The organism is Rhizobium sp. AC44/96, from assembly GCF_001692185.1.
GTDB lineage: Bacteria > Pseudomonadota > Alphaproteobacteria > Rhizobiales > Rhizobiaceae > Rhizobium.
In genome coordinates, this window is the sequence record NZ_LXKO01000030.1 from 112,868 (window position 1) to 138,703 (window position 25,836).

Sequence of the window (25,836 nt, forward strand, 5' to 3'; positions counted from 1 at the left end):
GCTTCTAATCGTTCCCGGCTCCGGCGGACGATGGCAACGTCCGCGCCCCCATTGCGCGCCAAAGGCGCTCTACAATCGGACGGGATGAAACGGCATGGCGATAGATGCGGATATCGACATTGATATTCCATTTGGGATCAAGGCTTGCCGGTGCGAGACGACCGCTCCTGATGTCTTCCTCGACAAGCTTTTCCGGCAGCCAGGCAACGCCCCACCCCGCCAACGCCATCGCTTTCAGGCCGACGGAGATCGTGTTCTCGTGGACGATCGCTCGCGCAAAGCGCTCTTCACGTGCGAAATGCTTCGAAAGGGCCACCCCGAAAAACGAAAAATCGCCATAGCTCAGATAGGGAACAGGTTTGCCGGCGGCTATGCACATGTCGAGAAGCGGACCGTCATCCTCACGCTTGCACACCGGCAGCAGCGTTTCCGTGCCGAGCAGCAAATAGGGAAAGCGATCGCTATCAAGCCAGAATGGCACATCGCTGTGCGCGTAGCTGAGAAAGAAATCCACTTCCCCGTCAATCAACATGGCCACGTTGTCTTCGATGCCACCTCGGTCTGCGCCCAGTTTTGAGCTGACCGGCCCGACCGCGCGCTCGAGATTTCGCAACCACTCGGGAAGGAACGTCACCGTCAGCGTCTGCAATGCGGCGAAGGTGACGACATCGGATCGCGCACTCGCGGGCCGCAATCGTTCTCGCGTGCCATAAAAGTTACGAATCGCCTCCTGCGCGGCCGGCAGGAAGGCTTTTCCTTCCTTCGTGAGCTCGGCCGGAAACGTCGCACGGCTAACCAGCGTCACACCAAGCCAGCTCTCAAGCTGCTTGATCCTGCGGCTGAAGGCGGACTGGGTGATGCTGCGTTCCTGCGCCGCTCGTGAAAAGCTGAGGCTCGACGCCAGCGCAACAAAATCCTCGAGCCACTTCAGCTCCAAAGTCCATACTCCCAAATGGCGTCAAACGCGGCACCCAAGGCGTGACTGTGCCAGCATGACACGGCAAATCCGCTCGGCAGCCGTGAACTGCCACAGCGACGTGGTCTCCGACTAATGAGCGGTATAGGCGCCGTCCACCGGGTAATAGCTCCCCGTTATGAAGCTCGCCTGATCCGACAGCAAGAAGCACACGACCGCGGCCACCTCTTCCGGCGTCCCGCGCCGGCCCATCGGCTGAAGCGCCTCCATGCGGCGCGTGCTGGTAAACTCCTGGTGCTCAGACAGAAGAGGCGTCTCGATCCAGCCAGGCCCAACGACATTGATTCGCACGCCCATCCTCGCATATTCGATCGCCGCCGCCTTGGTCAGACCGACAACACCATGCTTGGCGGCGGTATAGGCCGATATGGTCGGCAGACCGACCGATCCTAGCACCGAGGACATATTGACGATGGAACCCCCGCCGCTGCCCAGCATCGCCGTGATCTCCTTACGCATGCAGTAGAAGACGCCGTTCAGGTTGACGTCGATAATCTTGTGCCAGTCCTCGATCGGATAGTCTGCCGCTGGCCTGCGAGGGCCGTTGATACCGGCGTTGTTGACGGCGAGATGCAGCCCCCCACACTCCCCTACCGTGAATTTGACAAGCGCTTCGACCGCTTCGGGATCGGTAACGTCGACAACGAACTCACGCGCCTTGCCTCCCAGCGAGCGAATATCCGCTGCGGTTTTACCGGCAGCGGCGGCATCGATATCTGCGATGATAACCTCGGCACCGTACTGAGCAAGTTCGCGGGAAATGGCGGCGCCTATGCCGGAGCCGGCACCTGTTACGATCGCGACCTTCCCATCGAAACCGAGCTTCATAATGTCATTCCTCATTCCTACTCCACGACGCAGTCGAGCAGAGGAGAATGCCTGACGCAAGAAGTTTCGTCGGCTTGTCCCGCCTCGGTTGCAGTCGCTCCATTCGAACACTGTGACCGGAATGCCTAAGTCGCCCGAATAATCAAGTAAGAATGATCGCCGGGCAGCAAAATCCACTGCGAAGACTTTGGCCGAGACTTGGCCAATCAGAATTGGAATGTTACACCGTCGGGAGGGCTGATTGATCGCATAGCGGGTGAAAATGGACAAAAACCAGATTACGCGCCGGGCGCTCGTGCTGTCCGGCTTGGCTTTGATCACGTCGGGGTGCAGCGGAGCAGGATGGTTATTCGGGAGCGGCGAACGAGGCGCCAATCCGAATTTGCGAAGGCGGGAGGTTGCGTACAGCACCAATGAAGCGCCGGGAACGATCGTCGTAAACACCTCTGAACGCTTTCTTTATTTGGTAGAACCTGGCGGTCGAGCCACGCGCTATGCCTGCGCCGTCGGCGAAGAGGGCCTCAGCTACAAGGGTAGAGCGACCATCGGACGAAAGGCCGAATGGCCGTCATGGACGCCGACCGCGAGCATGATCGAGCGCAAACCCCGCCTGGCGCAGTATGCGGGCGGCGTGCCGGGCGGGCCGAACAATCCTTTGGGGGCAGCCGCCCTCTATCTCTATCGCGGCTCCGAGGATACGAAGTTTCGACTGCACGGAACGAATGAACCGTGGCTGATCGGCCAAGCCGTATCGAACGGATGCATCCGTTTGACCAATGAGGATATCGTCGATCTCTACAGTCGGATTCCCGTCGGTACGCCAGTATTGGTCGTGTAATGCTTACATTTAACGGCAAAGACGCCACGATCTGTTAGTCATCTTGCGACACGCCCGGCGCTCGGAAAGCCGGTGTGTCATTTCCGCACTTGGCGTTCGTGTATTTTGCCGCTATTAGTAGATTCGTTGCCTTCGATAACCTTATTCCGTGCTGTGGAGAGGACTACTTGATGAGCAGAATTCTAATCCTATCACTGATTGCCGTGTTTTCCGTTGCGAGCCTGAGCTCGTGCGGGACTGTTGGTAAAGGCAAAGGTAAGGCGCCGCCGCCAGTAGCGGAAGCGCCTATCACTAAGTAACAGTCGATCTTTGCGTGGGGAGGGGGCAGTCACTGGCCCTTCCCCATTCCTCGTTCAGGCTAGACCGGCTTTCCCGCTTGCTCGTGCATTGGTAGCATGCGCGCTTGCCTTTTGCCTGCGCTCATTTCAGCTTGGGAGATGCCGTGTGGGGATGATGCTTGCTAAGAGCCATCTGTCACTATTCCTCTTGTTTGGTCTCGCGTTGACGTCATGCCAAACAGATGACAAACCGCCTCAGCCGCGCTTCGTGTCCGACACAAGCGGAACGCCCGTCAAAGCAAATGCGGCTAACCAGTACTTTATCGAATTCCGATCCCGCTACGCGCTGACCTATGGCCACACCTATGCGGTGTTCGGTCGTCTGGACAAGGGCGGCGGGATGATCAACCCGCAGGTGGCGGGTCTCGCTCCAGCCTCGCCGGATGCAGCACCCTACGTGATGGGCCACTTCATCCCGGTTCCGGCATCAACGGGGGCTACGGATGGCGATCTGGAAGAGCAGTACAGATCGGCGAGCTGGCGCGTTCTGCTGACCGAAGCGGAGTATAACAAGGTTGTACCACATATTCGCGCTCTGCAGGCCAAATCCAAATTCTGGGAAGCATCCGTCTACAATTGTAACGCTTTCGTAGCGGACATCGCTCAATCAATGGGATATAAGACGCCCAGCATTTGGCTGAGACCGCAACAGTTCATCACGAAGCTTCGCGAGATGAATACAGGTTGATTGGATCGGCCTATTATTGATCGCATGATGGATTGCAGAAAGGCCCCGGTTTAACGTGAACGTCTCTGTCGCTGCAGCGGGTCAAATAGCGTGGGTGCTGGGCATCATCGCGTGGTCCGTCATTCGCTATCCCTTCGAGCGGCGCGCCAAACGCGTTCGCGTCGTCACTGACCGCCGCTCTGCCATAGAGGTGTTTGGGCTCACCGCAGCGCTCGTCGGCATGGCATTCGTGCCTGGCGTCTATGTCGCGACCGGATTTCCGAAGTTTGCCAACTATACCGCGCATGTCTGGGCTGTCGTAGTCGGGGCGATCTGCTTTGCAGCGGCCATGTGGGTTTTTCGCCGAACCCACAAGGAACTCGGCAGGAACTGGTCGATTTCGCTGCAGATTCGCGAAAAGCACGAGCTGATCAGCCGCGGCCCCTATGCGCTCGTTCGCCATCCCATGTACACCTCCTTCATGCTTATGGCTGTCGGCCAGGCCTTCCTTCTTGCAAACTGGATCGCGGGCCTTGCCGGTCTGGTCGGCTTCGCTATTCTCTTTTTCCTGCGGGTGGACAAGGAAGAGCGCATGATGCTGGAGGTCTTCGGCCCGCGCTATCGCGACTATATGGACAAGACTAAGCGGCTTATCCCTTATCTTTACTAGAGGTGGCATGATGCGTGGGCGCGCGGTCAAGCTTTCGGCGTCACGGCGCCTTGTCGGAGACCTGATGCGGTTTTCGATCGGCGTTCCTCGCGTGACGGTGCAACGGCAAATGAACCTTGGCGCTCTGCTTGGCGCACGCGCCGCCTTGCAGGATCGCCCCTCCTGGACCGTGCTGTTCCTGAAGGGATACGCGCTTCTCTCCGCCGAGACGCCAGACTTGCGGCGCGCCTATGTAAAGCTGCCAAGGCCACAGCTCTACGAATACCCTGAGAGCATCGCTTCGGTCGCTCATGAGCGAGAATACGAGGGTGAACGCGCCGTGCTGTTGAGCACGATCAAATGCCCCGAGCGCCAGTCCATATCCGACCTGGGCGCGGCGATTGGGGCGGCGCGGTCGCGGCCGGTTCTCGACGTCAAACAATTCCGCCGCGCCTTGAAAATCGCCCGCCTGCCGGGACCGATCAGGTGGCTGCTGATGTGGCTTGGTCTCAATCTTGGACGCCAGCGCGGACGGTTTTTCGGTACGTTCCAGCTGTCCGTCTACTCCGGCCTCGGTGCCGAATCTCTCAATCCGCTCTCGCCGCTGACGACGATCTTCAACTATGGGCCGATCGATCGGGATGGGCTGGTCACGGTTCGCATCCACTATGACCACAGGGTCATGGACGGAGCCAACGTCGCACGTGCGCTAGAGCGTTTTGAAACGATATTGAACGGCCCCGTTGCCGATGAAGTCAAAAAGCTTGCGAGCGGCGGAGCGCGCCCGGGCAAGGCAGTATCCGAGGCTACAACATGACGCCAAGTGGCGAACTCCGCCCGGCAATCGTCGTCATTGGCGCATCGCGTGGTATCGGCAAGGCGATTGCTGAAGTTGCCGCGAGGGAACGCACGATCGTCGTCCTCGTCGCCCGTTCCGCCGAGGGGCTTGCTGCCGTGGCAGCCAATGTGAAGGCATCCGGCGCCGAAGCCTACGTGCTTGCGCTGGATCTGATAGCACGCGACGCGGCGGCAGCGCTGGAGACTTTCCTTTCCGAGAAAGGTCTATATTGCGATGTCCTGGTCAACAGCGCCGGCTACGGATTGCGGGGCGGAGCGACCATCCTGAAATATGACGAACAGCTTGGGATGGTCGATCTCAACATTCGCGCTCTTACCGACCTCACGCTCCGCTTCCTTCCTGGCATGGTCGCCCGCCGCCGCGGCGGCGTTCTCAACCTGAGTTCGATCGCGAGCTTCACGCCTGGTCCTTACATGGCCCTGTATTATGCGAGCAAAGGGTTCGTCCGGTCGTTCTCGCAGTCGCTTCACTATGAGCTGCGCCGCAGCGGCGTTACCGTGACCTGCGTAGCACCAGGACCTGTCGCAACGGAGTTTCTGGAAAAATCCGGCGCCAATCGCGCCGCATTGTTCAAGATCCTGCCGAAGCTCGATGCCGTTTATGTCGCCGAACAGGCCTGGCGCGGCCTTCGGTCCGGCCGTCGCCTTGTGATACCAGGGATCTCCGCCAAGCTGGCGGCATTTATAGCGGCAGCGCTGCCGTCGGCCATCATGGTGCCCCTGATCGGCCGGCTACAGCAACGCAGCGGCGACCCCTGCCCCTGCGGCTCAGGCAAGAAGTTTAGGGAATGCTGTGGCCGCTAGCCGGCGCCGGATCTCAGGCGTTTTCGAAGCCCGACAGCACGCCGACCGCGTTGACGCCGATTTCCTCGACGGCATAGCCGCCTTCCATGACGAACAGCGTCGGCAGACCGAGCGCCGCTATGCGCGCGCCGATTTTCGGAAAGTCGTCCGTCGTCAGCTTGAACTTGCTGATCGGATCCTTTTCGAACGTATCGACGCCGAGCGAAACCACCACGACATCGGGTGCATACTCGGCCAGTCTGTCGCAAGCGTCGTCCAGCGATGCGCTCCAGCGATCCCAAGCGGTGCCAAACGGCATCGGATAGTTGAGGTTGAAGCCCTCTCCTTCCCCGGAACCCCGCTCGTCCGCATGGCCGAGGAAGTATGGATATTCCTGCATCGGGTCGGCATGCAGGTTCAAAACCTGGACGTCTGCGCGAGAGTAGAAGATTTCCTGCGTGCCATTGCCGTGATGATAGTCGACATCGAGGATGGAGACCTTCTTGGCTCCCTTGTCGCGGAACCACTGCGCCGCCACAGCAGCATTGTTGATATAGCAGTAACCGCCTGCAAAGGCCGCACCGGCATGATGTCCGGGTGGGCGGCAAAGCGCGAAGGCGGATCGATCGCCGCCGTGGACGATTGCTGCCGCGGTCAGTGCGACGTCATGCGACGACTTGATGGCTTTCCAGCTTCCCTCGACAAAACCCGCGCCGGCATCGAAAGAATAATAGCCGAGCAACCCATCGATGAAATCGGGTGGAACATCGCCGCGCAAACCGCGCGTCGGCCAGGTGAATGGCAGCGCGGTTCCTGAACGGCCAAGTGCTGTCCAGCGATCCCAGACTGTTGGCAGAAAATCGAGATAGTCCTGCCGATGCACCTTGGCCGCGGTGGAGAGGTCATGCTCTTCGGCCGCGAGGATCGGTCCGAGACCGACGGCGCCGATGCGCTCCGCCACGAATTGCGGTCGGGACGGCAACTCGAAACCTGGAACGATGGCACCCGCGACGAGTTCAAGCTGGCTGGAATGGCCGCTATGCAGCGGCGAAAAAACGGTCTTCATATGAATTTTCCGAGAAAAGGATGCGGCCGTGCGAGACATATGCCATCGCACGGCCGGCCTGGAATTTTACTTCTGAAGTTCTGTCCAGATCTTGGTGTACAGCGCCTGAACTTCAGGCGGGCAAGTCTCCGACGGATGACCGTTGGCCGCAAATTCGGCGGGCACCTTGATCTCCGGCGCATCCTTCATATCTGCCGGCATGAACTGCTCGGAGCCGGCAATGCCGTTGGCATAGCGGTGGAAGCCGGAATTCATGCCGGCATTTTCAGGCTCCATCATGAAGTTCTGGAAGAGCTTTGCGTTCTCGACGTTCTTGGCATCCTTCAGGATCACCAGATTGTCGCTCCAATCGACGAAGCCTTCCTTCGGGTAGCCGTAGTGGATAGCCGGGTTCTTCAACCGCTGCCGGAAGGCCGAACCGTTCCAGTCGCTGGTCGCGGAGAAGTCGCCAGAGGTCATCTTCTCGATGGTGTTGTACTCCATCGCCACCCAGTTCGGCTTTGCCGCGATCAGGGTGTCACGCACCTTCTTGAGGACCTTGAGGTCGCCCGTGCACTTCTTGCCGCCGCTATAGAGAACGGCCGCGTCCATCACGTCGTTCATCTCCGGTACGACGTTGATCTTGCCCTTCAGCTCATCCGGGGGATTGAAGACAATCGACCACGTGTTGATGTCGCCTTTATAGACGTCGGTGTTGACCACCGTTCCGACCGTTCCCATCGCCCACGGCACCGAATAGTGGCGCCCCTTGTCGAAATCCGGATCCGCCCATTCCTTGGCGACGTTCTTGAAATTCTCCATCTGGTCCGGCCGGCTTTCCAGCAGCAGCCCTTCGGAAATCCAGATCGGAAGGTAGTTTTGCGAGGGCACAGCCATGTCGAAGCCGGAGCCACCCTGGCGAACCTTGGCAAGCGCCGTATCGTTCGAATCGTAGTCGGTGATCGTCACCTTGACCTTGTACTTGTCCTCGAACTTCTTGATCATTTCGGGGCTGGTATAGTTGCCCCAATTGTAGATGTTCAGCACACCTTCGGCGAAGGAGTGCGAGGTCGAAGCCAGCAATACGGCGGCTATGACCATGGCTGATTTGGCGATCTTCATGCTGTTCCCTTTCGTTATCCACGTTTCTTATTGACGAAGAAGAAGACTGTGACGGCTGCGACAGAGAGGACGAAGAAGACGGTGGAGATGGCATTCATCTCCGGCGTGATCGCTCGTCTTATTTGCCCGAGCATGTAGGTCGGCAGCGTGTCCTCCCCTGCCGACTTGACGAACTCGGTGATGACGACGTCGTCGAGCGAGATGACGAACGCCAGCATGAGACCGGCGAGAATACCCGGCCAGAGCAAGGGGAAGGTGACGTAACGAAACGTCTTGAGCGGCGTGGCGTAGAGATCCGCAGCAGCCCGTTCAAGCGTCAGATCCATGTTCTCGAGCCGCGCGCGGATCGGCAGGTAAGCGAACGGAACACAAAACGCGGTATGTGCCGCGATGAGATAGCCGAGCCCAGTGTAGCCGGTCCAAATCTTGATGCGGGAGAAGAGGATGAGCAGCGCCACGGCCGTAACGATCTCCGGCACCATCAGCGGCGCATTGATGAAGGCATACTTCATCGTCAAGCCGCGATAGGCCGGTGTGCGTGTCGTTGCCAGCGCCGCCATCGTGGCAGCGATTGTAGCAACGACGGCTGCAATTGTTGCAATCTGCAGCGATCGGATCGATGCGTCGATAACCTGCGCGTTGTTAAACGCGCGGTCGAACCAACGCAGCGACAAGCCCTCCCAATTCGCAAGACTTTCGCCCGCGTTGAAGGCATAGACGACGAGAACCGCGATCGGCAGGTAAAGCAGGAAGAAGCAGATCATCGCGATGGTCGTGAAGCCTGCCTGACGCTTGACCGAAAAACTCCTAGCCATGGCCATTGCCTCGCGCGCCGGCGTTGCGGACATAGACGAGCAGCGCCGCCATGACCACGACCATCAGCGCGATCGACAGAGCGGAGCCGAGCGGCCAGTTTCTGCCTTGCCCGAATTGCAGTTCGATCAGGTTTCCAAGCATCATGTTCTTGCCACCGCCGAGGATTGTCGGGGTGACATAGGCGCCAAGCGAGGGGATAAAGACCAGAATGGAGCCCGCGACAATGCCGGGCATGGACAGCGGCAGGACGATACGCTTCAACACCTGGAACGGCGTTGCATAGAGGTCGTAGCCGGCTTCGAGCAGCCGGAAATCCAGCTTCTCAAGACTTGCATAAATCGGCAGCACCATCAGCGGTAGATAGACATAGACCATGCCCGCCATGATCGCGCCGTTGGTGAACAGCATCTGGATCGGACGTTCGATCAGACCGAGACGCAGCATCAGCGTGTTGATCAGCCCCTCGTTACGCAGGATCTCAAGCATCGCGAAGGTTCGGATCAACAGGTTCGTCCAGAACGGGATCGTGATCAGGAAAAGCCACAGTTCACGCGTGCGCTCCGGCCGCGCTGCAATGAAGTAGGCCGTCGGGAAGCCGAGAACGAGCGTGAAAACGGTTGTCAGCAGCGACAGAACGGCCGAACGAACGAAGATTGACGCGTGAGCATCCGCCAGCGAAAGCGTGTCGTCGAATATGTCGCGCTGCAGAAATACACCGATCCAGCCATCCTCGGAAAATAGCCATTGCACGTCGCCGTAGGGTCCCGGTGTCAGGAACGAATAGACCAGTACGATGAGAAGCGGACCGCAGGCGGCGAAGAGGATGATGAGCAGGGCCGGAGTGGAGAGCAGCCAGCGATTTCGAATGTCGCGCCGTCTGTAATCGTCCATGACCCCGGCGGCTTCGCTCATCTTAACCCCTCAAGACCCGCGCGGCGTTTGGCGCGAAGGCGATCCCGACCTCGTCGCCGACCGCCAGACCGATGCTCTGGTTTGGCTTGTTCTGTTGCCGGATCGTGAAGGACGTCGCGCCGTCAGACAGCCGAACATGGTAGTGGGTATCGGTGCCGCTATAGATGATATTGGTCAGCGCCCCCCGAATGCCGCCAGCCCCACTGGCCTCCTCGGGGGCACAAAAGCCGGCGTGCTCGGGCCGGAGCACCACGGTGACGTCGCCGTCCGGCGTAAAGTCGGAAGGAACCGCGGCGCGAATCTGCCCCCCGGCCTTGAGATGAACATCGGCATGCTGTCCGCTGAACGCGATCACGCGGCCTTCCAGGAAATTCGTCTCGCCGATGAAGTCGGCTACGAACCGGTCAGCTGGCGCATCATAGATATCGCGCGGCGCACCGACCTGCAGCACCTTGCCTGCAGACAGGACCGCGATGCGGTCCGACATGGTCAGCGCTTCTTCCTGGTCATGCGTGACAAAGATGAAGGTAATCCCTGTCTCGGCCTGCAGTCGCTTCAACTCGATCTGCATTTCTTTCCGCAGCTTGTAATCGAGCGCGGAAAGCGGCTCGTCCAGCAGCAGCACTTTCGGCCGTGGTGCCAGGGCTCTTGCAAGCGCGACGCGCTGCTGCTGGCCGCCCGAGATCTCGCTGGTACGCCGGTTGGCCAGAGCCTCCATCCGCACGAGTTTCAACATGGCGGCCACTCGTTCCGCCACCTCCGCCTTGGGGCGGCCGAGCATCTGCAGGCCGAACGCGATGTTTTCGCCGACAGTCATGTGAGGGAAAAGTGCATAGTTCTGAAAGACCGTATTGATCGGCCTTTTGAACGGCGGCATTGCAGCGATGTTCTCGCCATCCAGCAGGATCTCGCCATGGGTCGGAAACTCGAAGCCGGCGATCAAGCGCAGCAGAGTCGTTTTTCCGCAACCGGAAGGTCCAAGAAGCGTGAAGAACTCATTCTGCCGGATGGCGAGCGAGGTCTCGTTGACGGCGGCTACGGCATACTCGCCGAAGCCGAAAAATTTGGACACACTGCGAATTTCGACGGCATTCAATTGCGTCATGCACAGGCTTCGCGTTCGTTATTGCTGTTCCCTTTTGACGCTAGGTGAGCACAGCGCAAAGCGATTGACAACCCGAATTCGCAAGCCCGCCCAATCATTTCTCCGAAAAGGTGATGCGGCCGCCGCAGATCGTCATAACTGGGCGAACGCTGGTCAGGTCCGTTGGATCGATCGCCTCAAGGTCATGGCTGAGGATCGTGATGTCGGCCAGGAAGCCCGGCTTGATCTGTCCTTTGGTCGCTTCACGGAATTCGACATAGGCGCCCTCGACGGTGTAGGCTTCCAAAGCTTCAGGTAGCGAAAAGCTTTGGTCTGGATCGCTTTCCTGCCAACGCGTCCTTGTGATCGCGGCATGCATGCCGTGGATCGGGCTGATGGGCGAGACCGGCCAATCGGAGGCAAAGCAAATGTGGGCGCCGGCATCCTTGAGCGTGCGCCAGGCATAGCTCAGCGGCCAACGACCGCGACCAATGCGCGATACGGTCGGCTCCAGCGGCACGCCCATGCAGCCCGGTGGATGCGGCGGCTGCATCGAGGCTACGACCCCGAGCTCGGCAAATCGCGGAATGTCCGAACCATGCACCACTTCGATATGTTCGATACGGTGGCGGCTATCTCGAACCCCGTTCGCCTCGCGCGCTGCGGCATAGCCGTCGAGCACCGCCTTGACGGCACCGTCACCGATCGCATGAACGGCGATCTGCAGGCCCCGGCGATCGGCTTCGACCGCGACCTCACGAAACTGCTCGGCCGTAAACAGTCCTTCACCGCAATAGTCGGGGCGATCGGCATAGGGCTCGACCATGACTGCGGTCCAGCTGTCGAGAACGCCATCGAAGAACACCTTGACCACCCCCGAGCGCAGGAAGTCGCTGTCGTAGCGCGCTGCCATCTCCGAGGCCTTTTCAAGCATGTCGACCGACATGAAATTCTTGAAATGGAACGGGATCATCACGCGGCACGGCAGCGCGCCATCCTCCTCCTCGATCGCGGCAAGGAGTTCCAGCTGATAGAGGTTGCCGTCCATGTTCTGGATGGTTGTGATGCCGTGCCGGGCGCAGTAGTCGAGGCCGAGCCGCATCACATCCATGTCCGTGCGCCATTCCGCGGCGGTCGGTCGTGGATCCGGCTCACCGCCCGTCGAAAGGCCGAGGCGATAGCGCCCGAAGCCGCCGGCTGCCTGAACCGGGCTGAAAGCCTCCATTTCTCGAAGTTCGCCGGTTGCAAGGCCATCGGCGCCCATAACGATCTCATTGCCAGGCCGAAGCTGCTTGCCTTCGAGAAGCCCAGACAGCTCGAGCGCCCTTGTGTTGGCCCACGCCGTATGATGATCGGGGGCGAAAAGTATCAGGCCCTGATCCGGCGAGATCTTATCGAGATCGTGCCGTGTCAAGCGATCCGTCTCGCCGAGCAACGTGTAATCCGCCCCCTGGGCGAAGAGAATTTTCTGTTCGTCGCGGCCCTTAGCATATTGCCGAACGGCGGCCGTCAGCTCGTCCAATCCGGATACGCCCTTGAGTTGAAGGTGGTCCAGCTCCGCCGCCCCGGAAAACAGATGCATGTGATTCTCGGAAAAACCGGGCGTAACGGAAGCGCCGGCGGCATCGACTATCCGGGTATCCGGCCCACGCCAGCTCGCCGGTCCCTCGTCTGCCTCAACACCCCGTATCTTTCCGCCGGAGACGGCGATGGTAGAGAGACCAGACCGCGTCGTACCGGGTGACAGGACGCGCGCGTTGACAATGAGAAGCTCGGCAAAATCGGACATGGATGGCTGACCCTGAATCGGAAAGGAGTGAGACCCAGCTAATCATGCTCCGCGGCAGCCAGACAAGGCCTGATCGAATCTAAAAGATCCGTGGCGCCAGATTGTTCAGCAGGCGCTTGAAACGTCCCCGTGAGGACGCCAAGCGAGGTGGTTCACCCGGCAGTCGCCGGATGAACCATTGCATAACGTTAGTTGGCAAGCAGGTCGTTGACGCGGGTTTCCGCATCAGTCAGCGCGGCATCGATTTCCTTCTGGCCGGTGATGGCGGAGGCCATCTCTTCGCCGATGATGTCATTGACGGCGAACTGATGACGAACCTGTGCCGGCAGCGGCTTGGCAACATTCGCGATGCTGAGGATCGTGGTGCGATGCGGCAACGCCTTGAACTCGGCAGAGTCGATGACCGCCTGCTGAGCCGGCAGGTGACCGGTGCGAGACCAATCGAAGTTGTGATCGGCCATGAACTTCAGGAACTTGCCGATAGCGGCAACCTGTTCAGGAGAACGATCCTTCTTCGTCATTGCCCAGGAGTGGCCGTCCGACCAGTATGCCGGCTCACCACCGAATACCGGCGGATACGGATAGACCGCGTAGCCGTTGCTGAGCGGATTGTCCGCCTGCTTCGACAGAGCGTCGAAATCGCCGACGACCCAGGTACCGTTCAGGAGAACGCCGCCATCACCCTTGGTGAAGCCGGACAGGGATGCAGCGTAGTCCTGATCCTTCGTTGTCAGATCCTGATCATAGATATCCTTGAACAGCTGAACGATCTTCTTGGCTTCAGGCGTGTTGAGCTTGACGTGGGTCGGATCCGCGAAGAAGTCAGACTTCATCTGCGTCAGGTAGATATAGAGCGCACGATAGAAGGCGCCCTTTTCGTTGGCCATGCTCTGGACGAGATAGGGCTTGCCGGTCTTTTCCTTGAACTGCTTTGCCTGTGCGAGCAGCTCGTCGGCGGTCTTCGGCAGCACCGGCGTGCCGTCGTCATTCACCAGACCCGCCTGGCGGAAGTAGTTCATGTTGATGTGCCACAGCATGGTGTGGGAATCGATCGGCAGACCGAAGATCTGGCCTTCCTTCGTGACACCCTCGCGGCCAGCGGAGGTGAAAGCCGAAGGCTCCACGCCGGCAGCCTTGAGAACCGCATCGAGAGGCTCGAGAAGACCCTTCGACTGGTAGTCGGAGAGAACGGATTCGTGAATGGTGACGACATCCGGCGGCTCGCCCGATGCCAGCTGTGCCGTCAGCTGGTCGTAGCCGGGCCATTCGACGGTGTTTACGTTGATCTTGATGTCCGGATTGTCCGCAACGAACTTGTTGATCTGCGAGGTGATGATCCCGCACTCGCCGACAGCCTTGCTGACGTCGGTGTTGGTGCCCCAATCGGCGTCGCACGATCCGAAGAAGCGCTGGACGGTGATTTCGACCGGATCAGCGGCCACGGCTGGCCACGACGCCATGGTCATGGCCGCCGCCAGTAGGATGTTTCTCAAGCTAGTCTTCATTGCAATCTCCTCCTATTGCTTGCGAAAACGCGGGTTGAAACCGGATTGTCAGGTCATGATCGTCATCTCACTGCGTAACCCGAAACCGCAGTGACGATGTATTTCTGGAAGAACAGGTAAACGACGAGCGTCGGCAGCCCTGCGAACACCGCCTGGGCCATCAGGAAGCCAAGGCCTTCGGTCTGGGCGAAGTTCATCTGCATGGAAGCGATGCCGGTTGTGATCGTGTACATGTCCTTCTTGGTCGCAGAGATGAGCGGCCAGAGATAGTCGTTCCAGGCGCCGAGGAAGGTGAACACACCGAGTGTCGCCTGGGCCGGGATGGTCAGGGGCAGAAGCACCTTCCAGAAAATCTTGAAGCGTGACGCGTTGTCGAGCAGCGCTGCCTCGTCCAGTTCCTTCGGAATCTCCCGGAAGTACTGTGTCATCAGGAAAACACCGAATGGTGCAGCCAGACCCGGCAGGATCAAACCGGGATAGGTGTTATGCAGCCGCAGCATGCTGAAGATCTGATGCCGCGCGACAATCACCGCCTGCTCCGGGACGGCAAGGCCGAACAGAACGATGACGAAAAGAATGTCGCGTCCCGGAAAGCGCAGCCGGGCAAAACCATAGCCGGCAAGCGACGACAGGATCAATACGCCGAGCGTCATGCCCGACGAAACGATGAGGCTGTTCAGGAACCAGCGGAAAACATTCGATCCACCGAGAACGTCCACGTAGTTCTTGACCGTATAGGGAACGTGGAAGACCGAATTCGTATCCAGCTTCAGTTCCGCATTGAGCTTGAACGATAGCCCGACGACCCAGAGGATCGGCACGACCATGATCAGGCCGGCGACCACGACGGCCAGAAGGATGATGCGATCGCCGAGGGTTTTTCCGACCATGCCGGAGCTTGTGCCGCTCATCGATTTTCTCCGCGCCGGTTGGAAAGGAAGTATTGCAGCATGCCGGCCATCAGGATGATCGCGAACAGAACCTGCGAGGTCGCAGCGCCCATGCCGACATCGAAGCGGGTGAAGGCAACGTCGTAGATGTAAAGAACGATTGGTCTCGAAGCATTGTTGGGACCGCCCTGCGTCATCAACTGCGCCTGGCCGAACACCTGGAACTGGAGCACGCTCTGAATGATCAGCACGAGCAGGAATGTCCGGCGGATCGACGGAAGCGTGATGCGCCACAGCGTCTTCCAGCGCCCGGCATTGTCGAGCGCCGCGGCTTCATAGATCTCGCCCGGAACCTGTTGCAGGGCCGCCAGGAACAGCATCATCGGCAAGCCCACGCCCCACCAGACTGTTGCGATCGCAACAGCAGGAAGCGCAAGGCGCGCATTGCTGAGGAAGGTGACCTGCGGCAGGCCGAACCAGCCGAAGATATTGGAAAGCAGGCCGATGTCGGGGATGAAGACAATGCGCCATATCAGCGTAACCACCGTGACCGAGAGCACCGACGAGGCAAAAAAGACGGCGCGCATCACCGAGGCGAAGCGTGTCTTGCGATTGAGTGCCAAGGCAAGCGCCAAGCCAAACACGGCAAGAACCGGCACGGTCAGGACAACGAAATAGAGCGTATTCAGTACCGCGCCGCGGAAAATCTTGTCGTTGAACAGGCGCGTATAGTTGGCAATCCCGACAAACTTGCCGGGGCCGAAGAGGTCAGCCTTCGTCAGCCCGAGCCAGAAGCCCCAAAAGAGCGGGATGACCAGCAGGCAGACGAAAACAAATACGAACGGTGCAACGAACAACCCATTCCGCAGGCGGGATTCGTTCATGTGCATGGCCTGGTTCATCACGCGGCCTCCGCCGTGTGATAGCCGCGGCCGGCCGCGTCAAACAGGTGGGTTCTGCGGCCGTCGAACGTCAGCGCCACAGCCGCACCGGGCGCGAGCGGGCTATCGCCCTTGGCTTCCGCCACCAGCAGCGAGTTGTCTGCGATGCGCGCATAAACCAGCGTGCGATCGCCCAAACGCTCGATCACCTCGACAACGGCATCGGTGTCGCCTGTTCCGGCCTGCCCAATCGAAATCGCTTCCGCACGGACACCCAGCGTGTAGTGGCCGGACGATGCCAGGTCGTTGAACCGCACCGCCGTACGGACGGTCGCTCCATCGGTGAGGCGAACAACCTCGCCCTCGAGTTTCACCGGCAGGAAGTTCATGGCAGGAGAACCGACGAACTCGGCGACGAAACGCGTCGCAGGCCGTGCATAGATCTCCATCGGCGTGCCGACCTGTTCGATGCGACGGTTGTTCATCACCACGATCCGGTGCGCGAGCGTCATCGCCTCGATCTGGTCGTGAGTGACGAAGACCATCGTCGACTTGACCCGGTTGTGAAGCTGCGCGAGCTCGACGCGCGTTCTGACGCGCAGTGCCGCATCGAGGTTCGACAGAGGCTCGTCGAACAGGAAGGCCTGCGGCTCCTTGACGATCGCGCGGCCGATAGCCACGCGCTGACGCTGGCCGCCGGACAGTTGGCCCGGCTTGCGATCCAGCAGCTTGTCGAGAACAAGAACCTGCGCCGCCTCCGTTACCCGGCGACCGATCTCCGCTTCGTCGACGCCAATGTTGCGCAGGCCGAAGGCCATGTTGTCGCGAACGCTCATGTGCGGATAAAGCGCATAGTGCTGGAACACCATGGCGATACCGCGTTCGCCCGGTGGCAGATGATCGATGCGCTTGCCGTCGATGCGGATCTCGCCGCCGTCGATGCCCTCCAGCCCGGCAATCATTCGCAGCAAGGTGGATTTCCCGCACCCGGATGGGCCAAGGAAGACCATGAACTCGTTGGAGTTGATCGTCAGGGACAGATTGTCGATGACCTGCACGGCCCCGTATTGCTTGCTTATGTTTACCAGTTCAATGAGCGCCACGTATTCCTCCCGTGATTGGGCTCCAGAGCCTTGCCGTGCGAGACTGGGTGCGGCCTTCCGCGCCCAGCTCTGACATCGTCACTTGCTCTGATTGACCGTCGCGATCATGGCGTCGAACAAGGCGGCAGCGACCGGATCCGTACCGGCAGCTGCATTGGTTAGCCGGAAAGTCGTTGCAACGAGATTGCCACGGCCGACGCGGCGCTCGGCGATCGTGACCGCAGGCTTGTGAACCCAACCGATGACAAGCCCGCCATGGACCGGTCCGGCATACTCGAATGTGCGGAAGCCCGTCATGACGTGATGCGGCACGACCTTCTCGAACGACAGGTCGAGCAACGGACCGCCCGGCAACGAAGCGAATGCACCGTCACGACGGATCCAGCTGAAGTTGGCAATCCAGTCGCCGCGCCACAGCGTGCCTTCACGCGCGATCAGGCCGATGCCTGGAAGCTGCTGATCGATGCCGACCGGCATATCCCGCTCATCGATGGTCATCTCGCGATAGAGCTTTTCGCCGGCGGGAATGTCCGTGCGCAGATTGCGATGCGTGGGAACGCTGCCATCCGCGATCACGAAATAGCGTGCGCCGTGACGCATCGCCTCGATGTCGCTCTCGTCGAGGGCATGCACCAGATTGACGTCAGCTCTTTCAGGCTCAGCGATAGGATAACCCAGCGTCTCGGCAAAAGCGCGAAGCGCCGGGTCCTTGGAAGCGATGCTCGGCAGGTTGGCCCGGCTACGCTTTGCGTAGAGCGCGATATCGAGAACGTTGGTCGCAAGCCGCTGGCCATTCGACAGGACTTCGAACTCGATGTGCAGCGTGCGGTTGGCGTCGGTATCCGGCATCTGCATCGGCACCACGCCGACGCTTGCCACCGCATTGGCAGCCGTTGTCGGCAGAACTCGCTCGCCGTCGTGCCCGTAGGTCCAGCGGATCGTTGCCCCATCGGGGATGGACGCACCACCGGTCGCGACCGAGAGATCAACCTCCAGAACATCCCCCGCGTAAGCCGACCAGGCAGTCGGGCGGGCGACAATCACGATATCGCTATTGATGCTTGCGAATTGGTCGTGGAAGACGCGCGGATTTCGGTTGATGTCGAGAAGGCCGTTTGCTTCCCAATGAACGTCGGTGAATTCCGTGATGACGTAGCCAACAATCGTCGGGTGCGCGCGCATCACTTCGATTTCGTACTTCAGATTTGCGAACTGGTACCACTGGGCGGCCTCGATGAACGAGCCGAAATCCTTGAAGACGGTATCCAGATGCAGCGATCGGAAGCGCTTCTGGACGCCGTGCGGATAGGCAACGCCATCGCCCCATGTCGCACCGGTCTCCATCCAGAAGGGTTCGGAGCCATCCTTGAGAAGGACCTTCGACGGATCAGGCAGCCCCCATACGCCAAACTCGGAAACGATAAGCGGCTCATCGCCCCGCCGCTGTGCATCACCAAGACCCGAATAGGTCCACGCAGCGCCGCCTGCGAATTGCTTGGTGATGTCGTCCCACTCTTCGCGACGTTCCGGAACTGAACGGTAATAGTGGTAGTCATTGAGATCCGACTTCACATGGAAGTTCGGGAAGCAGGCGGAATTATCAGAAACAAGACGGCTCGGATCGAGCGCCTTCAGCCAGTCATAGGTCTCGGCCAGCCACTGGCGATGGTCGGCATTCTCGACGGTGCGCGTTCCCCAATCCTCGTTGATGATCGTCCAGGCGATGATCGACGGGTGATGGCCGTCGCGCCGGACAATGCCCTCCATCGTCTCGCGCATGCGTCTGGCCGACGCGTCGGTGAACGTCTGGACGTTCGGGATTTCAGTCCAGATCAAGAGCCCAAGCCGGTCAGCCACTTCGTAGTAGCGCGGATCGGGAACCTTGATGTGAATGCGCAGCGTATTTAGCCCAAGCTCCTTGGCCTTGCGGGCCTGATCTTCGAGAAACTCCAGCGAAGGAGGCGTGCAGATGCCCTCGGGATAGTAGTCCTGATCGAGCGCTGCACGCATGTAGAGCGGCGCGCCATTCAGGAAGAGTTGACCGTCCCGGGTCTCGATGGTGCGAAAGCCGAACGTGACCGACGTGGCATCGACGATTGCGCCCGCCACGGAAAGGCTAATGTCAGCACGGTAAAGGTTCGGCGTCTCGGGCGACCACGCCTTCACCCGCGGAACAACGACGCTCAACGTACGGCCGACCCCCTTGCCTGTCACCTCCAGCGCACCGTCTGGCCCATGGACGAGGACGCGCACCTCTGCGTCTACCGCGGCGGCAGAAAGATCCAGATCGAAGCGGACGGCGCCGGATGCAAGGTCGGCATTTGCCGTTGCATGCTTGATATGGCTGGCATCGCGCGCTTCCAGCGTCACCGACTGCCAGATGCCGCCGAGCGGGCCATACCAGCTCTGCTTGCCGTGCGGAATTTCCGCAAAAGGAAACTGCGGGTACTTGGTCGCGTCGGCGCTCGGGAGCGTGACCGAAACATCGATCTCGTTCTCCGCCTTGAGCACACTGCTCGGGATGCTCAATGTGAACGGAAGGTAGCCGCCTTCATGCGTCCCGATCGACTGACCGTTGACCGAGATTTCAGCGAAATAGTTTACCGCACCGAAATGAAGGGAAATGTCGCGGTCGGCCCAATCCTGCGGCAGCGAGAACCGCCGACGATAGACCCCCTTGCCGAAAGCGTCACGCAGATCGGCGAATTCGGACTGCCATACGGACGGGACATTTGTCGAGCGCCAATCGGCATCGCTCTCGAACTTGAACTGCCAGAGGCCGTCGAGTGTCATTCGCTTGCGCGCATCCTGAGACGGCGCCAAAGCGGGCGTGACATGGGCGGTCATGAACTCTCTCCCTTGCGGATTATGTTATTAGTTATATTATTAGTGATGGGTATCGACATTATAACTTAGTGGCAAGCGGAAAATTCCACGATGCGCAAAACCCACAGGGGCCGGTTGTCGGAAAAGTGGATTTTCTATAGCTTGATGAATGGGATGGGCCGATCGATGAAGTGGGACAGACAGTGACCAAGCGTGCAACCATGGTTGACGTTGCACAGCGTGCAGGCGTCTCACAGGCAACCGTATCTCTCGTGTTGAATGGGGTCAGCAACCCACGCGTTTCCGAGGTCACCCGGGCACGCGTCATGGAAGCCGCGGAGGCGCTCGGCTATCGCAAGGGCCCGAGACATAACGTTCCCGAACACCGGCGGCCCGTGATCGGATTACTGATCGACGAAGTCAGCACAACCCCGTTCGCCATGCCCTTCATCGAGGGCGCGCGCGACGAAGCGGCGCTGCAGGATATCCTGATTGCAACCTTCTGCACCCGATCCGATCCCAAGATCGAGAGCGCAGCACTCGATTTGCTGCAGGAACTCAATGTTATCGGCATTCTCTACACGACCCTGACGACCCGGCAGATCGTTGCCCCCGAGCGGCTGAACGACATCCCTACGGTTCTCGTGAACTGTTACGACAAGCATCGCCGCCATCCCTCGGTTGTTCCCGGCGACATCGCGGGCGGCCACGCGGCGACCGAAGCGTTGCTGAAGGCCGGCCATCGCAGGATCGCCCACCTGAAGGGAGAGGACTGGATCGACGCCGCCCGAGACCGCGAAAAAGGATACCGGCAGGCGCTGACCACCTGGGACGTTCCCGTTGATGAAGACCTCATTCTGATGGGGGGATGGACCGTCAACGGCGGTCGCGAACTCACACTCAAACTGCTTGATCGACAAGACCCGCCGACCGCCATCTTCTGCTTTAACGACCGCATGGCAGTCGGCGCCTATGACGCCGTCAAGAGCCGCGGCTTGCGTGTCCCGGAAGACATCTCCGTGGTGGGTTTCGACGACGAGGATCTGGCCTCCTACATGGTGCCGCCGCTTTCGACCGTGCTGCTGCCCCACGACGAAATGGCACGATGGGCTGTGGGCGCGCTGCTTGACCACAACGAGGGCATCTCATCTCACCGCACCACGCAGAAGATCAAGATCGAGTGCCCGCTTGTCGAGCGTGCCTCGATTGCCGAGCCAACCGCACCGTGATCACATGATTGTTTGGCGACGTTCGCGTGCCCCCGCCCATCCGTTAGCCCGCCGCGCCAAACGTGGTTGATTCGCGGAAAGCCCCTTTCCTCGCGTGCGACAGTGCAATTTGACATCCGACCAAAGGATGCCGACATTGCCTCCGATGCCACGACCAGCGTGGCCGACGGAATGCAGAGTCGCAGACCTTCTCTGAACAGGATGAGCAATATGAACCTCAAGGACCCCTCACTCTTTCGCCAAGCGGCACTGATCGGCGGCGAATGGATCGATGCCGATCCCGCCAACGCGATCGAGGTCAACAACCCCGCGACCGGCGAAATCATCGGCCGCGTGCCGAAGCTCGGCGCAGCCGAGACGAAAAAGGCGATCGAGGCCGCGCGAACCGCCCAGAAAGGCTGGGCCGCACGCACTGCCAAGGAGCGTTCCGGCATCCTGCGCAAGTGGTTCGAGCTGATGATCGAGAACAAGGATGATCTCGGCCGCATCCTGACGCTGGAGCAGGGCAAGCCGCTCGCCGAAGCGACCGGCGAGATTGTCTATGGCGCGAGCTTCGTCGAATGGTTCGCGGAAGAAGCCCGCCGCGTCTATGGCGACCTGATCCCTGGCCATCAGCCGGACAAGCGCCTCATGGTGATGAAGCAGCCGATCGGCGTTGTCGCTGCCATCACGCCCTGGAATTTTCCAAACGCGATGATCACCCGCAAAGCCGGCCCCGCCTTTGCCGCCGGTTGCGCCATGGTTCTGAAGCCCGCCTCGCAGACGCCTTTCTCGGCGCTGGCGATCGCCCATCTCGCCGAACGCGCCGGCCTGCCGAAAGGCCTGTTCAGCGTCGTCACCGGCTCGGCCGCGGCAATCGGCGCGGAGATGACTTCCAATCCGACCGTTCGCAAACTGACCTTCACCGGATCCACCGAGATCGGTGCTGAGCTCTACAAACAGAGCGCACCGACGATCAAGAAGCTCGGCCTGGAACTCGGCGGCAATGCCCCCTTCATCGTTTTCGACGATGCCGACCTTGATGCAGCCGTCGAAGGCGCACTGATCGCAAAGTTCCGCAACAACGGCCAGACCTGCGTCTGCGCCAATCGCCTATACGTCCAGGACAGTGTCTACGATGCCTTCGCGCAGAAACTTGCGGCCGCGGTCGGCAAGCTGAAAACCGGGAACGGCTTCGACGAAGGCGTCATCCTTGGACCGCTGATCGACAAGCCGGCCCTCGAAAAGGTCGAGGAACATGTTGCCGATGCGCTGGCCAAGGGAGCAAACGTGGTGCAGGGCGGCAAGCGCCACCCGCTCGGCGGTACCTTCTATGAAGCCACCGTCCTTGCCAATGTCACCAAGGACATGGCGGTTGCGCGCGAAGAGACATTCGGGCCGGTAGCCCCCCTCTTCCGCTTCAAGGATGAAACGGATGTCATCGAGCAGGCGAACGACACCGAGTTCGGTCTTGCTTCCTATTTCTACGCCAAGGATCTCGCCCGCGTCTTCCGGGTCGCCGAAGCGCTGGAATACGGCATGGTCGGCGTCAATACCGGGCTGATCTCGACAGCCGAAGCGCCCTTCGGCGGCGTCAAGCTCTCCGGCCTCGGCCGCGAAGGCTCGAAGTACGGCATCGAGGAGTTCATGGAGATCAAATATGTGTGCCTCGGCAGCATAAGCTGAGCTCAAGGTACAGATCGGCTCCCTTTCCATGGGGGCAGGGAGCCGATTTTACAGTGGGTCCTTGGACCGTTGCTTGCCGAGCGATTTCATAGACCGAGCGCATGATCGACAGGTCGCCCCGGCGTCTCGTCCGTTATTGTCGACCATGCCTGCGCGTCAGCAGCCATACGAGGTACGGACCGCTGATCAAAGCTGCAAAGAGCCCGACCGGCACCTGATAGGGATAGATGATGATTCGCGAGAGCCAGTCGGCGGCGATCAGAACGCCCGCGCCGATCAGGATGCTCGCCGGTAGCTGGTGGCCGGGTTTCTGAAAGCCGATCAAACGGGCGAGGTGTGGTGCGATCAGGCCGGTGAGGCTTAGCGGGCCGACGAGGAAGGACGCTATGGCAGTCATCACCGCGGCGATGACGGCTAGGATCAGCCGGCTAAGACCGACCGAAAGGCCGAGGCCACGGCTGGCGCTGCCGCCAAGCGGCAATATCGTGAGCCATCTCCCCAGCAAGGGCAGTGCCCCTGCCAGCGCAACGGCAGAAATCACCGCTGTCCAGGCCTCAAAGGCGCCGGCTCGGCTGGTCGATCCCGAGAGCCATGTAAGTAGGATATACCCCCGCATATCGCCCTGCGCGAGCACCATGGTGACGATCGCCATGGCAAAGGCGCCGATTGCTATTCCGGCCAGCAACAGTCTTTCGGGTGCGAATTGGGTACGGCCAGCGATGGCAACCATCACCATAAACGTCACCAACGCCCCGAGTGCCATGGCAGTGAGCATGATTGTCGGTGACGGAAACCCGAAGAGGAATAGCGCCACGGTGAGCCCGGCACCGCCGCCTGCACTGACGCCCAGCACTTCCGGGCTCGCGATCGGATTGCCGGTCACTCGCTGCATGATGAAGCCTGCGGCGGCAAGCAACGCCCCGGCACCTCCGGCTGCAGCCGTGCGCGGCAGACGAAACGGAAGCAGGTCGGAAAACAGCGCCCCCACCGCGACGTGCCAGCCATCCTCGCCCGGTCCAATCGCCAGTGCTGCCAGAAGAAAAAACAAGACCAGCACGCAGAGTGCAAGCAGGCCCACAACCGGTCGCTCCATACGACGAAATGCAGCGGCGGAGCGCGCCGTCACTGCGGCGACGGAGTGGACGCGCGGCAGGAGGAACAGCAGCAGCGGTCCTCCCAGCAGTGCCGTGGCGGCACCGGCAGGCGCCAGATCGGAAAATCCCGGCCCAAGCAGCTGCGTGATGCAATCGGTGAGAAACAGCAGGCCAGCTCCCACCAGCGGAGCGACAATCATCACTTGCCGGGTGGTCCTCGCCCCGACAAAGCGCGCGATCGCAGGTGCCGCGAGCCCGAGAAATCCGATGATCCCGACCTGCGCCGTCACAGAGGCCGAGAGCCAGACGCCGAGCGCCAACACCAGGAAGCGGGTGGTATGCAGTGCGACCCCAAGGCTTCTGGCTGCCCCGTCGTCCAGCGAAAGCACGGTCAAGGGCCTCATCAGTAGCGTGGCCGCGAGCGCGCCGATCAGCAGGCGGGGACCAAGCGAAAGCACACCACTCCAGTCCTGCTGGCTGAGCGAACCCGCGCCCCATATGTAGATCGACATCGCATATTCGCCGCGCGCGAGAACAACCGTGACACTCAGCGCCGAAGCAATCAGCGTCACGATCATGCCGGAAAGAGCGACAGTGACCGGATCGAGGCTGCGCCGCCAGCTGAGTGCTAGCACGATGGCCACCGCTACCAGTCCGCCGCCGAAGGCAACGAGTTCCCGCGAAACGCCGAGAAGCAGCGGCGAAAAGCTCATGGCGATGGTCAGCGCCAACTCCGCGCCGGAGGCGATGCCGAGCGTCGAGGCATCGGCGATCGGATTGCGCAGCACCCGCTGCAGCAACGCTCCGGAAAGACCGAGCGCAGCTCCCGCGATCAGCGCCATCGCCGCGCGTGGCAACATGCTGTCCCACAGGAGAATTGAGTCCAGCATAGCCGCATCTGCGGCGTCGGTGGGAACCTGTGGCCGCAACAGAACAAGCAGCGCGAACGCGATGACGCAGAGCACGGCGAACACCGCGCCGTTCGCGGGAGCGAAGGGTGATATGGCGCGGTTTGGCACGCGGTTAGCCGTTCCAGGCACGTGTCAGCCCTTCCGCGAGAAGATCGGCAAACCGCATTGCTGCTGGCAAAGCGCCGTAGGGGTTGATCGAGCCCAAGGTCAGGACGCGTCCCTGGCGCACCGCCGGCAGCGCGTTCCAGAACGCGCTGGTCTTGAGGGCTGCCAGCGCGTCTTCGGGCTGCGGCGGGATCATCACGATCCAGGCCTCGGGAACGGCGGCAAGCGTTTCGATGCCGACCGGCGCCATGGCGGAATAGCTGGTGGCACCCGACCAGGCATTCGCCAGTCCAACACGCTTCAAGACTTCGCCGAACATGCTGTCGGCACCGAACACTCGGTAATGCCGTGCATCGCCGAGATTGATCGGGATGACCGGTCGCCCGTCACCACCGGCAAAGACGGCGCGATATCGCTCAAGTTTTTCGGAAAGCGTGTCCCGCAACTGCTCGGCTGCGGGCAGCTTCAACCTGTCCCCGATTGCGAGCGCCGCCGCTTCGGCGAGCACAAAGGGACTTTCGTTCGGCTCATAGATCGCGTGGCTTACCACAGGTGCGATCCGGCTCATCAGATTGTCGGCCCAGGCGTAGAAATTCGAGTTGAAGATCAGGTCCGGCCTTGCAAAACGCATCGCTTCGAAGTTTGGCGTGCCGCGCAGGCCGAGATCCGAGACCGACGCTGGCACGTCAGGCGCTACCGCAACTTGGCGGAACTGCCGGAGCTCCGTCCCAGCCACAACATTCGCGCCAATCGCAAGCAGCGTTTCAAGCAACGCCCAGTCCAGCGTCGCCACCCGCGGCAGCTGCTGCGCCGACAAGACGGCAGGTGCGGCCAGCAAGGCGGCAGCGCCTGCGATGAAATGCCTTCGGGTTGAATACGTCACTGTTGTCACAGGAGATAGCGGACCGTTCTAACGGGGTAA

The 25,836-nt window shown here is 60.5% G+C and carries 23 protein-coding genes; 8 read left to right on the forward strand and 15 right to left on the reverse strand.

The features are described from left to right. Window positions 1–4: 4 nt before the first annotated feature. Both A6U87_RS20325 and A6U87_RS20330 read right to left on the reverse strand, forming a co-directional pair. Window positions 5–937 (reverse strand): LysR family transcriptional regulator, encoded by a 933-nt coding sequence (locus A6U87_RS20325; protein WP_065693114.1) that lies wholly within the window; start codon window positions 935–937, stop codon window positions 5–7. A 111-nt stretch (window positions 938–1,048) separates the two neighbouring features. Then, complete coding sequence (locus A6U87_RS20330; protein WP_065693115.1) at window positions 1,049–1,804, reverse strand: SDR family NAD(P)-dependent oxidoreductase; 756 nt, start codon at window positions 1,802–1,804, stop codon at window positions 1,049–1,051. A gap of 262 nt (window positions 1,805–2,066) precedes the next feature. On the opposite strand from A6U87_RS20330, the gene A6U87_RS20335 reads away from it, so the two are divergent. The 6 genes from A6U87_RS20335 (at window position 2,067) to A6U87_RS20355 (ending at window position 5,958) form a co-directional block, all read left to right on the forward strand. Beyond that, complete coding sequence (locus A6U87_RS20335; RefSeq protein WP_065693116.1) at window positions 2,067–2,642, forward strand: L,D-transpeptidase; 576 nt, start codon at window positions 2,067–2,069, stop codon at window positions 2,640–2,642. Between the two features lie 170 nt (window positions 2,643–2,812). After that, on the forward strand, window positions 2,813–2,941 hold the full coding sequence (locus tag A6U87_RS30510) for an ABC transporter (RefSeq protein ID WP_083199635.1): 129 nt from the start codon (window positions 2,813–2,815) through the stop codon (window positions 2,939–2,941). 151 nt (window positions 2,942–3,092) lie between these two features. Continuing rightward, a complete protein-coding gene (locus tag A6U87_RS20340; protein ID WP_065693117.1) occupies window positions 3,093–3,668 on the forward strand; it encodes a hypothetical protein in 576 nt (191 codons plus the stop codon). Between the two features lie 55 nt (window positions 3,669–3,723). Further along, a complete protein-coding gene (locus tag A6U87_RS20345) occupies window positions 3,724–4,317 on the forward strand; it encodes a protein-S-isoprenylcysteine O-methyltransferase (RefSeq protein ID WP_065693118.1) in 594 nt (197 codons plus the stop codon). A 10-nt stretch (window positions 4,318–4,327) separates the two neighbouring features. After that, complete coding sequence (locus A6U87_RS20350) at window positions 4,328–5,113, forward strand: hypothetical protein (protein WP_065693376.1); 786 nt, start codon at window positions 4,328–4,330, stop codon at window positions 5,111–5,113. Continuing rightward, window positions 5,110–5,958, forward strand: a complete 849-nt coding sequence (locus A6U87_RS20355) for an SDR family oxidoreductase (RefSeq protein WP_065693119.1) — start codon at window positions 5,110–5,112, stop codon at window positions 5,956–5,958. The genes A6U87_RS20350 and A6U87_RS20355 overlap by 4 nt, the downstream gene beginning before the upstream one ends. Window positions 5,959–5,971: 13 nt before the next feature. Here A6U87_RS20355 and A6U87_RS20360 read toward each other — a convergent pair whose 3' ends face one another. The 11 genes from A6U87_RS20360 to A6U87_RS20410 form a co-directional block, all read right to left on the reverse strand. Next, window positions 5,972–7,003, reverse strand: a complete 1,032-nt coding sequence (locus A6U87_RS20360) for a histone deacetylase family protein (protein ID WP_065693120.1) — start codon at window positions 7,001–7,003, stop codon at window positions 5,972–5,974. A gap of 66 nt (window positions 7,004–7,069) precedes the next feature. After that, window positions 7,070–8,083 (reverse strand): extracellular solute-binding protein, encoded by a 1,014-nt coding sequence (locus A6U87_RS20365; RefSeq protein ID WP_244499553.1) that lies wholly within the window; start codon window positions 8,081–8,083, stop codon window positions 7,070–7,072. 35 nt (window positions 8,084–8,118) lie between these two features. Next, window positions 8,119–8,919 carry an ABC transporter permease gene (locus tag A6U87_RS20370; RefSeq protein ID WP_065693377.1) on the reverse strand — a complete coding sequence of 267 codons (801 nt, stop codon included), beginning with the start codon at window positions 8,917–8,919 and terminating at the stop codon, window positions 8,119–8,121. Beyond that, on the reverse strand, window positions 8,912–9,832 hold the full coding sequence (locus A6U87_RS20375) for an ABC transporter permease (RefSeq protein ID WP_065693122.1): 921 nt from the start codon (window positions 9,830–9,832) through the stop codon (window positions 8,912–8,914). The genes A6U87_RS20370 and A6U87_RS20375 overlap by 8 nt, the downstream gene beginning before the upstream one ends. A gap of 1 nt (window position 9,833) precedes the next feature. Further along, on the reverse strand, window positions 9,834–10,937 hold the full coding sequence (locus A6U87_RS20380; protein ID WP_065693123.1) for an ABC transporter ATP-binding protein: 1,104 nt from the start codon (window positions 10,935–10,937) through the stop codon (window positions 9,834–9,836). A 94-nt stretch (window positions 10,938–11,031) separates the two neighbouring features. Further along, window positions 11,032–12,705 carry an amidohydrolase gene (locus A6U87_RS20385; RefSeq protein ID WP_065693124.1) on the reverse strand — a complete coding sequence of 558 codons (1,674 nt, stop codon included), beginning with the start codon at window positions 12,703–12,705 and terminating at the stop codon, window positions 11,032–11,034. 188 nt (window positions 12,706–12,893) lie between these two features. Beyond that, complete coding sequence (locus A6U87_RS20390) at window positions 12,894–14,210, reverse strand: extracellular solute-binding protein (RefSeq protein WP_065693125.1); 1,317 nt, start codon at window positions 14,208–14,210, stop codon at window positions 12,894–12,896. A 62-nt stretch (window positions 14,211–14,272) separates the two neighbouring features. After that, window positions 14,273–15,121 (reverse strand): carbohydrate ABC transporter permease, encoded by an 849-nt coding sequence (locus tag A6U87_RS20395; RefSeq protein ID WP_065693126.1) that lies wholly within the window; start codon window positions 15,119–15,121, stop codon window positions 14,273–14,275. Beyond that, window positions 15,118–16,002, reverse strand: coding sequence for a carbohydrate ABC transporter permease (locus A6U87_RS20400; protein WP_065693127.1), 885 nt, complete (start codon window positions 16,000–16,002; stop codon window positions 15,118–15,120). Before A6U87_RS20400 ends, A6U87_RS20395 begins: the two co-directional genes overlap by 4 nt. Continuing rightward, entirely contained in the window at window positions 16,002–17,084 is a 1,083-nt protein-coding gene (locus A6U87_RS20405; protein WP_065693128.1) for an ABC transporter ATP-binding protein, read from the reverse strand. The genes A6U87_RS20400 and A6U87_RS20405 overlap by 1 nt, the downstream gene beginning before the upstream one ends. Before the next feature lie 78 nt (window positions 17,085–17,162). Then, a complete protein-coding gene (locus A6U87_RS20410; RefSeq protein WP_065693129.1) occupies window positions 17,163–19,931 on the reverse strand; it encodes a glycoside hydrolase family 2 protein in 2,769 nt (922 codons plus the stop codon). Between the two features lie 182 nt (window positions 19,932–20,113). Between A6U87_RS20410 and A6U87_RS20415 the strand changes: the two genes are divergently transcribed. Further along, window positions 20,114–21,139: a LacI family DNA-binding transcriptional regulator gene (locus tag A6U87_RS20415; protein WP_083199609.1), complete on the forward strand. Its 1,026-nt coding sequence runs from the start codon at window positions 20,114–20,116 to the stop codon at window positions 21,137–21,139. Window positions 21,140–21,349: 210 nt separating this feature from the next. Then, window positions 21,350–22,804 carry an NADP-dependent succinate-semialdehyde dehydrogenase gene (gene gabD / locus A6U87_RS20420; RefSeq protein ID WP_065693378.1) on the forward strand — a complete coding sequence of 485 codons (1,455 nt, stop codon included), beginning with the start codon at window positions 21,350–21,352 and terminating at the stop codon, window positions 22,802–22,804. Between the two features lie 133 nt (window positions 22,805–22,937). Here gabD and fhuB read toward each other — a convergent pair whose 3' ends face one another. Further along, window positions 22,938–24,917 (reverse strand): Fe(3+)-hydroxamate ABC transporter permease FhuB, encoded by a 1,980-nt coding sequence (fhuB, locus tag A6U87_RS20425; protein ID WP_065693131.1) that lies wholly within the window; start codon window positions 24,915–24,917, stop codon window positions 22,938–22,940. Window positions 24,918–24,921: 4 nt separating this feature from the next. Beyond that, window positions 24,922–25,797 carry an ABC transporter substrate-binding protein gene (locus A6U87_RS20430; protein WP_065693132.1) on the reverse strand — a complete coding sequence of 292 codons (876 nt, stop codon included), beginning with the start codon at window positions 25,795–25,797 and terminating at the stop codon, window positions 24,922–24,924. Between the last annotated feature and the right edge of the window lie 39 nt (window positions 25,798–25,836).

Coding starts and splice junctions, on each gene's coding strand:
- A6U87_RS20330 (WP_065693115.1), bottom strand. CDS start 1,804: ATGAAGCTCGGTTTCGATGGGAAGGTCGCGATCGTAACAGGTGCCGGC.
- A6U87_RS20335 (WP_065693116.1), top strand. CDS start 2,067: ATGGACAAAAACCAGATTACGCGCCGGGCGCTCGTGCTGTCCGGCTTG.
- A6U87_RS30510 (WP_083199635.1), top strand. CDS start 2,813: ATGAGCAGAATTCTAATCCTATCACTGATTGCCGTGTTTTCCGTTGCG.
- A6U87_RS20340 (WP_065693117.1), top strand. CDS start 3,093: ATGATGCTTGCTAAGAGCCATCTGTCACTATTCCTCTTGTTTGGTCTC.
- A6U87_RS20350 (WP_065693376.1), top strand. CDS start 4,328: ATGCGTGGGCGCGCGGTCAAGCTTTCGGCGTCACGGCGCCTTGTCGGA.
- A6U87_RS20355 (WP_065693119.1), top strand. CDS start 5,110: ATGACGCCAAGTGGCGAACTCCGCCCGGCAATCGTCGTCATTGGCGCA.
- A6U87_RS20360 (WP_065693120.1), bottom strand. CDS start 7,003: ATGAAGACCGTTTTTTCGCCGCTGCATAGCGGCCATTCCAGCCAGCTT.
- A6U87_RS20365 (WP_244499553.1), bottom strand. CDS start 8,083: ATGGTCATAGCCGCCGTATTGCTGGCTTCGACCTCGCACTCCTTCGCC.
- A6U87_RS20370 (WP_065693377.1), bottom strand. CDS start 8,919: ATGGCTAGGAGTTTTTCGGTCAAGCGTCAGGCAGGCTTCACGACCATC.
- A6U87_RS20375 (WP_065693122.1), bottom strand. CDS start 9,832: ATGAGCGAAGCCGCCGGGGTCATGGACGATTACAGACGGCGCGACATT.
- A6U87_RS20380 (WP_065693123.1), bottom strand. CDS start 10,937: ATGACGCAATTGAATGCCGTCGAAATTCGCAGTGTGTCCAAATTTTTC.
- A6U87_RS20385 (WP_065693124.1), bottom strand. CDS start 12,705: ATGTCCGATTTTGCCGAGCTTCTCATTGTCAACGCGCGCGTCCTGTCA.
- A6U87_RS20390 (WP_065693125.1), bottom strand. CDS start 14,210: ATGAAGACTAGCTTGAGAAACATCCTACTGGCGGCGGCCATGACCATG.
- A6U87_RS20395 (WP_065693126.1), bottom strand. CDS start 15,121: ATGAGCGGCACAAGCTCCGGCATGGTCGGAAAAACCCTCGGCGATCGC.
- A6U87_RS20400 (WP_065693127.1), bottom strand. CDS start 16,002: ATGAACCAGGCCATGCACATGAACGAATCCCGCCTGCGGAATGGGTTG.
- A6U87_RS20410 (WP_065693129.1), bottom strand. CDS start 19,931: ATGACCGCCCATGTCACGCCCGCTTTGGCGCCGTCTCAGGATGCGCGC.
- gabD (WP_065693378.1), top strand. CDS start 21,350: ATGAACCTCAAGGACCCCTCACTCTTTCGCCAAGCGGCACTGATCGGC.